The 9,189-nt window shown below is 50.2% G+C and carries 10 protein-coding genes and 1 pseudogene; 2 read left to right on the forward strand and 9 right to left on the reverse strand.

Annotated features, from left to right (window positions below):
• Positions 1–677: pseudogene (eno, locus tag KB557_RS06785) on the forward strand (phosphopyruvate hydratase); the annotation flags it as partial.
• Between the two features lie 15 nt (positions 678–692).
• On the opposite strand, the gene KB557_RS06790 reads toward eno, so the two are convergent.
• Genes KB557_RS06790 through KB557_RS06805 form a run of 4 tightly spaced genes read right to left on the reverse strand, consistent with a single transcriptional unit; the run spans position 693 to position 4,246 of the window.
• Positions 693–2,342 carry an AarF/ABC1/UbiB kinase family protein gene (locus tag KB557_RS06790; RefSeq protein ID WP_255132588.1) on the reverse strand — a complete coding sequence of 550 codons (1,650 nt, stop codon included), beginning with the start codon at positions 2,340–2,342 and terminating at the stop codon, positions 693–695.
• Positions 2,342–2,641, reverse strand: coding sequence for a hypothetical protein (locus KB557_RS06795; RefSeq protein WP_255132590.1), 300 nt, complete (start codon positions 2,639–2,641; stop codon positions 2,342–2,344). The genes KB557_RS06790 and KB557_RS06795 overlap by 1 nt, the downstream gene beginning before the upstream one ends.
• On the reverse strand, positions 2,638–2,934 hold the full coding sequence (locus tag KB557_RS06800; RefSeq protein WP_255132592.1) for a hypothetical protein: 297 nt from the start codon (positions 2,932–2,934) through the stop codon (positions 2,638–2,640). Before KB557_RS06800 ends, KB557_RS06795 begins: the two co-directional genes overlap by 4 nt.
• Positions 2,921–4,246, reverse strand: coding sequence for a cation:proton antiporter (locus tag KB557_RS06805; protein WP_399218784.1), 1,326 nt, complete (start codon positions 4,244–4,246; stop codon positions 2,921–2,923). The genes KB557_RS06800 and KB557_RS06805 overlap by 14 nt, the downstream gene beginning before the upstream one ends.
• Before the next feature lie 125 nt (positions 4,247–4,371).
• Between KB557_RS06805 and KB557_RS06810 the strand changes: the two genes are divergently transcribed.
• A complete protein-coding gene (locus KB557_RS06810) occupies positions 4,372–6,906 on the forward strand; it encodes a glycogen/starch/alpha-glucan phosphorylase (RefSeq protein WP_255132596.1) in 2,535 nt (844 codons plus the stop codon).
• Here KB557_RS06810 and KB557_RS06815 read toward each other — a convergent pair whose 3' ends face one another.
• The 5 genes from KB557_RS06815 to KB557_RS11225 all read right to left on the reverse strand — a co-directional run bounded on the left by KB557_RS06815 (position 6,907) and on the right by KB557_RS11225 (position 9,037).
• Entirely contained in the window at positions 6,907–7,326 is a 420-nt protein-coding gene (locus tag KB557_RS06815; protein WP_255132604.1) for a hypothetical protein, read from the reverse strand. It lies immediately after the preceding gene.
• Between the two features lie 34 nt (positions 7,327–7,360).
• Positions 7,361–7,687, reverse strand: a complete 327-nt coding sequence (locus KB557_RS06820; protein ID WP_255132598.1) for a hypothetical protein — start codon at positions 7,685–7,687, stop codon at positions 7,361–7,363.
• An 88-nt stretch (positions 7,688–7,775) separates the two neighbouring features.
• Positions 7,776–8,027, reverse strand: a complete 252-nt coding sequence (locus tag KB557_RS06825) for a hypothetical protein (RefSeq protein WP_255132600.1) — start codon at positions 8,025–8,027, stop codon at positions 7,776–7,778.
• Positions 8,024–8,242: a DUF3721 domain-containing protein gene (locus tag KB557_RS06830; RefSeq protein ID WP_255132602.1), complete on the reverse strand. Its 219-nt coding sequence runs from the start codon at positions 8,240–8,242 to the stop codon at positions 8,024–8,026. The genes KB557_RS06825 and KB557_RS06830 overlap by 4 nt, the downstream gene beginning before the upstream one ends.
• Before the next feature lie 18 nt (positions 8,243–8,260).
• Positions 8,261–9,037 carry a DUF305 domain-containing protein gene (locus KB557_RS11225; RefSeq protein ID WP_399218782.1) on the reverse strand — a complete coding sequence of 259 codons (777 nt, stop codon included), beginning with the start codon at positions 9,035–9,037 and terminating at the stop codon, positions 8,261–8,263.
• Positions 9,038–9,189 lie beyond the last annotated feature (152 nt).

Below are 9,189 nucleotides of genomic sequence, written 5' to 3' on the forward strand. Positions count from 1 at the left end.
GTGATGAGGGAGGATTTGCACCAAATCTAGAAAATAATGATGCGGCGGCTGCACTTTTAATGCAGGCAATTGAGAAGGCTGGTTATAAACCAGGCGATCAAATTTCCCTTGCCCTTGATGTGGCAAGTACCGAATTTTTTAGCAACGGTAGATATAGCTTTGGCGGTAGTAGCTACAGCAGCGCTGAGATGGTTGATCAACTCGCTCAGCTGGTAAGCCGCTATCCAATCGTTTCAGTTGAAGATGGCATCGCTGAAGATGATTGGGATGGTTGGAAATTACTTACCGATCGCCTCGGTAGTAATGTGCAACTAGTGGGGGATGATCTATTTGTTACCAATAGTTCCCGTTTGCAGCGCGGTATCGATCTTGGTATTGCCAATTCAATCCTGATCAAAGTGAATCAAATCGGTTCACTCACCGAAACATTGCAAGCGATCGATCTTGCAAATCGCGCCGGCTATACCAGCGTAATTAGCCATCGCAGTGGTGAAACAGAAGACACCACCATCGCTGATCTAGCGGTGGCAACAAAGGCAGGCCAGATCAAAACCGGCTCATTAAGCCGCTCGGAACGGATTGCTAAATACAACCAACTCCTGCGTATTGAAGATGAATTAGGTGGCCAGGCCAGCTACGCCGGCCGCGAAGGTAGAGGCCCACGAGGCAAGCGCTAATTAATAAATAAGGGTTTAGCTAAGGCGATCAAGCCTTAGCTCCCTATTCAATCTTCCCTGTAGCCGCCACCAGCCAAATGCCGCCGGCAAGGTGCCTAAACCTGGCAGCAAGGCAAATCCAGGGCGGCTGCCGGCAGCCAATACCGCAGCAGCAATAGCTAACGCCCCTAGCAATACACACTGACCATTCAACTGCTGACTAATCGCCAGCCGGCGCAACAGCCGATCGCTTTCGCCCGCCCGCACCTGCAGCTGCAAATCGCCTTGCTCGAGCCGCGCTAAACCTTCATCAAGGCGTTTCGGCAAACCCAAAGCGCGGCTGCTGGCCTTTGCGGCCTGACGCGAAAGGTCGTTAAACAATTCAGAGGGGCCAGATCCACTAGATGTCATTAACGGCAGCAGATAGGGCTTGGCAATCGATACCAAACTAAAGCCAGGATCAAGGCTGCGGCCAACCCCTTCAAAAGTAGATAGGGCCCGCAACACGAAGATCAACTCCACCGGTAAGCGAAACGGTTGCCCGTAAACCAGGTCGTAGAGATCACCTGAAATTCGCTGCAAGATCTCTCCACTAAATGGTGGGGTGAGCGCTTCTTCAAGCATCACCCGCACCAAACGCCTTACCGGGCCGGTATCGATGCCAGCTTCTATTACCCCTGCAGTTTGTAATTCCTGCACCAATGCGCCGGCATCTCGCAATGCAGCGGCCCGCACCATTGCCCCTAAACGGCGCCGCAATCGAGGCGATATTTGGCCCATCATGCCGAAGTCGTAATAGATCAAGCCGCCATCGGCAGCTACCGCCAAGTTGCCTGGATGGGGATCAGCATGAAAAAAGCCAAATCGCACCAGCTGCTGCAAATAACTGGTGGCACCAAGTTCTGCTACTGCTTTTGGATCGATGCCTTGAGCTACTAATTGATCGCGATCGGTGATCTTGATGCCGGGCAAGTAATCGAGGCAAAGCACCCGCTGGCTTGATAACTCCCACACCACCGCTGGAATTCGAATCGCGGGATCATCAAGAAATTGCTGCCGAAAACGGGCTGCATGTTCCGCCTCAATGCGGAAATCAAGCTCGCGCAACAACACCCGCTGGCATTCCCGCGCCATCGCCACCCAATCCCTACCGCGGCCCCAGCTGGGATGGCGTTGCAATAAAGCTGCCACCTGGCCCATCACCACTAAATCAAGGCGAAATAAAAACTCCAAACCGGGGCGCTGCACCTTCAGCACCACATCACGGCCACTGCGCAGGCGGGCCCGATGCACTTGGGCGAGGCTGGCGGATCCCAATGGTTCAGGGTCTATTTCAATAATTTCCTGGCAGCGGGGGCCCAATTCCTGCTCAAGCCGCTGTTCCACCTGGCTAAAAGCAAAAGCGGGTACGCGATCTTGCAATCGCGCTAATTCCTGCACCCAAGCTGCAGGTAATAAATCAGGCCGTGCCGATAACAATTGCCCCAGCTTGATAAAAGCCGCCCCCAGCCCTAAAAGTGCCTCAACCAGCCAGCGAGCCAGCTGCGCTTGACGCTGCAATACGCGCGCTTCTGTTCTGCCGCCTGGATAGCAAAAGCTCTGGCCATCCCACCAAAGGCGGGCCAGCAAAAGCAACACCACGCGCCAGATCCGCAGGGAACGCCAAAAACTGCGGATTGCCAACATCAAGCCATACCCTCGAGCTCACGGCTGAAGGCCGCCACCTGTTTACGTAAACCGTCTACCTGCTCCTGCAGGCCGGAATCAGCAGTTACAGCTGTTTCTTGGCTCTGATATGGGTTGCCATCAAGGCGCTGGGCTTCATCTTGCACCTCTTCCCAGAAAAGCTGCAGATCAGTGCGCAATTTTTGCGGGGCATCTTGGGCTAGAAGGCTTAGCTGCGCTACTGCATCAATGGCACTACTGCTAGCTCTTGCCGCTAGCCGGTTTAAAGCAGCCTGTAAAAGCGTATCGGGGGTGCTCATTGCCCGGGTATTGGCGGAGCTTCAACTGTGCCAGATCCTGAAGGAGTTGGAGGCTCTGGGGGAATGGCCGGTTCAGCAAAGAGATCAACCCGGTCCAACCCATATCGCATCCTCAAAGCTTCTAAGCCCGTGCCAGGAAAACTTTTCACTTCAAATCTTTCACCAAGCCGCACCAAATTTGCAAAACGACCATCCAAAAGACGCATGGTGATCGCAAAAGCCAAACCGAAGCTAAAACCCAAAAACAAAGGCGCTATCGGGTTCCATGGGTTCGGCCGTTTAGGAGTTGCCATCTACAGGTTGCAATTCAACTGTTGGGATCGCTAATCGCAACAGGATCGGTGCCAAGAAGGTGGTGCCGATCACCATTATCAAAATTGCAGCCTCCAGTGAAGGTGTAAGCAAGCCGGCAGTGGTACCTAAACCAAGAAATATCAAACCCACTTCTCCCCGGGGCATCATCCCTAAGCCCACCACTAAACGGTTTGTGGGTATAGCGCTGATAAAGGTCCAACCCGAGGCCAATTTGCCCAACACCGCCACAGCAAATAAAAATGCTGCCACCACTAAACCGGCCCGGTTTGCTGGATTGCTTGGATCCAGCACCGAGAGATCCATGGCAGTGCCGATCAACACAAAAAAGATCGTGGCAAATAAAGAAACTAATGGTTTTAGTGTTTCTTGAATTTCCTTGGTGTGGCTCGAACGGCTAAGGATCAAGCCAGCGGCAAAAGCACCTAAAGCTGCTTCTAAACCGATTGCTGTAGCAGCAAAACAACACAAACAAAGCACTAAAAAGGAAGCCACCACTATTTCGCCTGGGGCTTTGAGGCGATCTACAACAAAGTCGAAGGGGCGGGCGGCAGTGCGGCTTAAAGCAATGGCTGCCACCACAAACACCACCGCAGCGGTAACCAATTGCAGGATCGGGCCCATGCTCAAGCCACCATCACTGGCAAGGGCTACCACCACTGCCAGCACCACGATGCCAATGATGTCGTCTAGCACTGCAGCACCAATCACGATCTGCCCTTCCCGTGATCGCAACATGCCCAGTTCACCAAAAACACTGGCGGTAATACCGATGCTGGTGGCTGTCATCGATGCGCCAGCAAATACCGCCGGCACAAGATCCACATGAAATAACGCCATTAGGCCAGCCGTGCCTAGGGCAAACGGCAGGATTACCCCAGCAAATGCAACGCTGCTGGCCTGCATACCCACAGCAATCAGTTCATCTAATTCGCTTTCCAAACCGGTAAGGAAAAGAAGCGAATAAAGGCCAATGCTTGCTACCGCTTGCAGAAAGGGGTAGGTGCTGTTTGAAATCTGATCTATTTGCGCAGCGCTCACCTCCCCTAGTTGGCCGGTGAGATTTAGCAACCATGGGGCTGTGGATATGCCACTTTCTGGTGGCACCACCAAATGCAAGCCCGAAACACCGATTAAAACGCCCGCCAGCAATTCACCAAGAATGGTGGGCAACTGCAAACGCACCATCAGCTCCCCCAGCAGCCTTGCGGCCACGAGGATCAACAAGAAACGACCCGCCACCACAAGGGTTGTGGCCTCCACCACAGCATGGGTATTAGAGAACAGCAGTATCACTGAGGCTTGGTTTTTGCAGTGCCCCAAGTATCCGATAAAGGGGCAATAAAAAACGGCTTTGGCCACTCTTAACTGTTCTTTTCGTTGCCATCGCTACGGTCGAGGTAGGAACTTGTTTAACCATGAGCCAGCAACCCACGGAATTCAGCATGCCCACCCCGAGCAGCTATGCCGATCCGCAACGTAGTGGCCTATCTGCAGGGGATTTATTCGCAGGTATTACCGAGCATTTGTTTTTTACCCTGGGCAAGCTTGCAAGCAATGCCAGCCCTCACGATCTCTACATGGCTTTGAGCTATGCCGTGCGGGATCGATTAATGACCCGCTTTTTGGCTGGCAAGGAGGCTTTAGCAAGCAATCCAAGCAAAACCGTGGCCTACCTATCAGCAGAATTCCTGATCGGTCCGCAACTGGGCAACAACCTTGTGATGCTCGGGATTGAAAACGAGGCAGCAGAAGCAATTGCCCGTTTTAACCAAAGCGATATTGCCAAAATCCTTGAAGTAGAAGAAGAACCGGGCCTTGGCAACGGCGGCCTTGGCCGATTGGCTGCCTGCTACGTGGAATCACTGGCCAGCCTTGAAGTGCCTGCAGTGGGTTATGGCATCCGTTATGAATTCGGTATTTTCGATCAATTAATCCGTGATGGCTGGCAGGTAGAAATCACCGATAAATGGCTTAAAGGTGGCTGGCCTTGGGAATTAACCCATCCAGACCAAGCCGTATTTGTGGGATTCGGTGGTCGCACTGAAGGTTATACAAATGAGCAGGGGCAATACCGGGCCCGTTGGATTCCAGCGGAACATGCGATTGGCGTTCCCCACGATGTGCCAGTGCTGGGATACAAAGTAAATACATGCGATCGCCTGCGCTTGTGGCGCGCTACTGCAAGTGAATCGTTTGATTTCTATGCATTCAATATTGGTGATTACTACGGAGCAGTAGAAGAAAAAGTGGGTTCTGAAACCCTTTCAAAAGTGCTTTATCCCAATGATGGCACCGATGAAGGCAGACGCTTACGCCTCAAACAACAGCATTTCTTTGTTAGCTGCAGCCTACAAGACATGTTGCGTAATTTAGAAAATCGCGGCATTCCAGCCACCGAATTCCCGCAGCATTGGGCAGTGCAATTAAACGACACCCACCCTGCAATCGCAGTGGCGGAACTGATGCGGCTTCTACTCGATGATAAAAATCTTGAATGGGATGTGGCCTGGGATATCACCAGCCGTTCCTTGGCATACACAAACCACACACTCTTACCAGAAGCGCTTGAGAAATGGGGCTTGCATCTATTTGCAAGCTTGCTGCCAAGGCATTTGGAGCTTATTTATGAAATCAACCGCCGCTTCCTCCAAGAGGTGCGTTTAAAATATCCGGATGATAACAACATCCTGCGTAAATTATCAATCATTGATGAAGATGGCCAAAAAGCTGTGCGAATGGCGCATTTGGCAACAGTGGGTGCCCATCACGTAAATGGTGTGGCACGGCTGCACTCAGATCTAGTTAAGAGCAGCCTGATGCCTGAATTTGCTGCGCTGTGGCCCGAAAAATTCATGAACGTTACCAATGGCGTAACACCAAGGCGCTGGATGGCCCTATGCAACCCACCCCTACGCAAACTGCTAAATGATGCAATTGGCGATGGCTGGCTGCATAACTTAGATGAATTAAAGCAGTTAGAGCGCTATCAACATGATGATGGCTTCCTGCAAAACTGGGAGAACACTAAGCTGGGCGTAAAACGCACATTAGCTAATTACATTCATAACCACACAGGTGTATTAGTTGATCCCGCCTCCCTATTTGATGTGCAGGTAAAAAGGATCCACGAATATAAACGTCAACACCTAAATGCTTTACAGGTAATTGCTCAATATCTACGCATTAAGAATGGTCTAGGTGAAGGGATTGCACCACGCACAGTGTTATTTGGCGGTAAGGCAGCTCCCGGCTATTACATGGCTAAGTTAATCATTCGATTTATTAATGGCATTGCTGAAACCATCAATTCAGATCCTGATATGGATGGTCGTTTGCGGGTTGTATTTTTACCGGATTACAATGTAAAACTAGGGGAAAGGGTATATCCCGCCTCTGATTTATCCGAGCAGATTTCCACTGCAGGTAAAGAGGCTTCAGGCACTGGCAATATGAAATTTGCTATGAACGGTGCGTTAACGATTGGCACCCTTGATGGTGCCAATGTAGAAATCCGCGAACAGGTGGGAGAAGACAACTTCTTCTTATTTGGCCGCACCACACCAGAGATAGAGGAACTGGGCAGACAAGGTTACCGCCCATGGGAAGTTCTTGAAACATTACCTGAATTACAGCAGGTAATAAATGTGATTGAGCAGGGGCATTTTAGCAATGGAGATACAGAACTTTTCCGCCCCCTAATCGATAACCTACGCGGACAAGATCCCTTCTTCTTATTTGCAGATTTTGCATCCTATATGGAAAGTCAAAATCAGGTGAGCGATGCTTGGGCAGATCGCCAACGCTGGAATCGCATGAGCCTATTAAATACAGCCAGAATGGGTTACTTCTCCTCTGATCGCTCAATCAAAGAATATTGCCAACATATTTGGAAAGCAGAAGCCTTTCCTGTAAAGATCAATCCAATAGTTAGCAATACAACTGAAGCCTGATTAATTCAAATCAGGGCTTTGATGCAATAAACGATTTAAACGCAAGCGATCTGCATTGAGGGGATCGGGGGCTAGCTCACCGGCTAGCTCCTGAAACTTTTGCTCCACCGCTTCTGGTACGCGCACGTCAAATATTCTTTCCATCAACACTTCAATTGAAAAAAGATGGGCATTCACATTTTCAAGATCAGCTAGGGCTTGTTGCAGGCTTTCATCTTCTGGCGCTGTTTCAACATCTGCTTGCTGCTCTGGCGGCTTTTGTAAATCCTCCAGCACCCTGCCGGCAAGTGTGCGAAAAGCTTGGAGAGCAGCCCAATTCAACTCTTGCTGCTGTTTAAGGCTTGGATTTTCGCGTATCAGCCGATCGTGTTCCCGGTAAAACCGCAGACAATCAGGGCATTGGCAGGGCTCTTCAGGCACCATGCTCCCTTCCTCACCAGATCTCATCATGCCATCAGGCGGCTAATCGCCCATCGTCGTCTTCATATTCTGCCTCGAGTGTGCCCGCTGCTATCGGAAGTGGGATTTCAATTGAGCTCACCACCTGGATTGCATCCTGGAGCCGCATGGCATCAGCAAACCATCCCATCGCTTGTTCAACATCGCCACGACGCTCAGCATCAGTGGCTTGATCTTCATGGGCTTCTGCCAGGAGTGCTAACCAGCAAAGGCTGCGGGCTTGCACTACAGATAGATCCAATTCAGCGGGCGAATTTCCGGCGATACGTTCACTTTCCTGCTGTACCAGCAAACGTAAACGCAAATCATGGAGCTGAGTCATGACTCTTTGTTAGCCGCCCCTACGCTAGCGGCAGCGGCCAGATTGCAACATACCACCACCTGTAGAGCTGGCCATGCTGAAAATCCACCTAGGCTCTACGGGGCTGACGAAGCAATTGCAGCCCAGAAACCACTAGCACCAAAGTAAGAATACCTAGCAAAATTGAATAATAGGGTTGCAAATTAATCGGCCCAAATTTTCCTGCGTGGATCTTTAACAACCAAAAAGCATCAATGCCCCGCTCTAGCAAAAGGCTATAGATCGAACCGCTGGCGGCTGTAATCAATAGCGGTATTGCAGCTATCGGAACTAAAAAACGATGCAAATTGCGCGGTTTCATTCTTTGCGCAACTCCTGATGCAGGTGGGATTCGTTACCGCAAGGCATCCAAGCACCGTTGTTTTGGTGGGTGCCTTTGCAGCCGAGTTCGAGGGCCCGTTTTTCAGCTTCTGCCTGGGTTTTGTAGATACCTTTGGCATGAGCCAGCAGCGGAGCAGGGGCAAAAAGTGGGGCGGGCGCAATAATTAGCACCAAAAGGATCGCAATGAAGTTCATAAATAAATTAAAAAGTGGTTAAAGTGAAAATAGTTTGTCGAATTGGTAATACTCAGGCTTATTTAAGCCGTCATGTTGCAACATGCCGCGCAACTCAACTATCTCGAAGCTTTGGCTAATAATAATTTCACGGGCTAAACGTTTTACTGTTGAATTATTAGATTTTTTTAAAGCGTCGTGGGCCATTTGCAGCGCGCCGCCATGGTGCTGGAGCATGCCTTCAAGGAACCAACTCACACGGTTTGATCGCGTAGGCGTATTTGCCATCATCCTCATAGCTTCAATATGGGCAGCGCTCATGCGGGTGAGTGCTTTCAATGAATTGGGATCGCCACCATTGGCGAGCATTACGGGATAAACAGGCGCTTCTGGAAACCAAGCCTTGCGCCACTGCCCCATCGCCTTGATTTCTTGGGCCTGATCTCTCCAGATTGCTTTTGCAAGGGCTCCAACCCCAGGTACACCAATATCAAATACATATTCGCTCATTAATAATGCGCCCGTGTGGTGCTGCTGCATTGCATCTAACCAGCGCAAATCGTAGGTGGCACCTGCAGGACCCACCTCGTGGTTGTGGGCACTGTGGTCAATATTTTTTTGGTCAGTATTCTTTTGCTCAACATTCTTTGCTGGCGAATGATTTTGGTGCTGGTGATGCTGATGCTGATGCTGATGCTGATGATGTTGATTTTGCTGCGCGTTTAATTGACTTGAAAAAAATATATTAACAAAAACAAAGAAAAATAGTGCTCTCCAGGAGAAGCGCATAAAAGTTGCAGAATGGGATATCCTCATAATAGCCAAAACCAAATCATGCTGCTAAATCTCAAAGAAAGAATTCAATCTTTACGGATGCTGGCTGGCTTAGCAAAATTTTTAAAGCATCCAGACAGCCTTGATAGTGTTTTTTCGATTGCAAGTAGTGTCCAAAACAGCCCTATGGCTAC

This window comes from Synechococcus sp. Cruz CV12-2-Slac-r (genome assembly GCF_024346075.1).
GTDB lineage: Bacteria > Cyanobacteriota > Cyanobacteriia > PCC-6307 > Cyanobiaceae > Synechococcus_D.

Bases quoted from the DNA above. Each gene is read 5' to 3' on its own strand.
- KB557_RS06795 (WP_255132590.1), bottom strand. From the start codon at position 2,641: ATGAGCACCCCCGATACGCTTTTACAGGCTGCTTTAAACCGGCTAGCG.
- KB557_RS06820 (WP_255132598.1), bottom strand. From the start codon at position 7,687: ATGACTCAGCTCCATGATTTGCGTTTACGTTTGCTGGTACAGCAGGAA.
- KB557_RS06810 (WP_255132596.1), top strand. From the start codon at position 4,372: ATGAGCCAGCAACCCACGGAATTCAGCATGCCCACCCCGAGCAGCTAT.
- KB557_RS06800 (WP_255132592.1), bottom strand. From the start codon at position 2,934: ATGGCAACTCCTAAACGGCCGAACCCATGGAACCCGATAGCGCCTTTG.
- KB557_RS11225 (WP_399218782.1), bottom strand. From the start codon at position 9,037: ATGAGGATATCCCATTCTGCAACTTTTATGCGCTTCTCCTGGAGAGCA.
- KB557_RS06830 (WP_255132602.1), bottom strand. From the start codon at position 8,242: ATGAACTTCATTGCGATCCTTTTGGTGCTAATTATTGCGCCCGCCCCA.
- KB557_RS06825 (WP_255132600.1), bottom strand. From the start codon at position 8,027: ATGAAACCGCGCAATTTGCATCGTTTTTTAGTTCCGATAGCTGCAATA.
- KB557_RS06790 (WP_255132588.1), bottom strand. From the start codon at position 2,342: ATGTTGGCAATCCGCAGTTTTTGGCGTTCCCTGCGGATCTGGCGCGTG.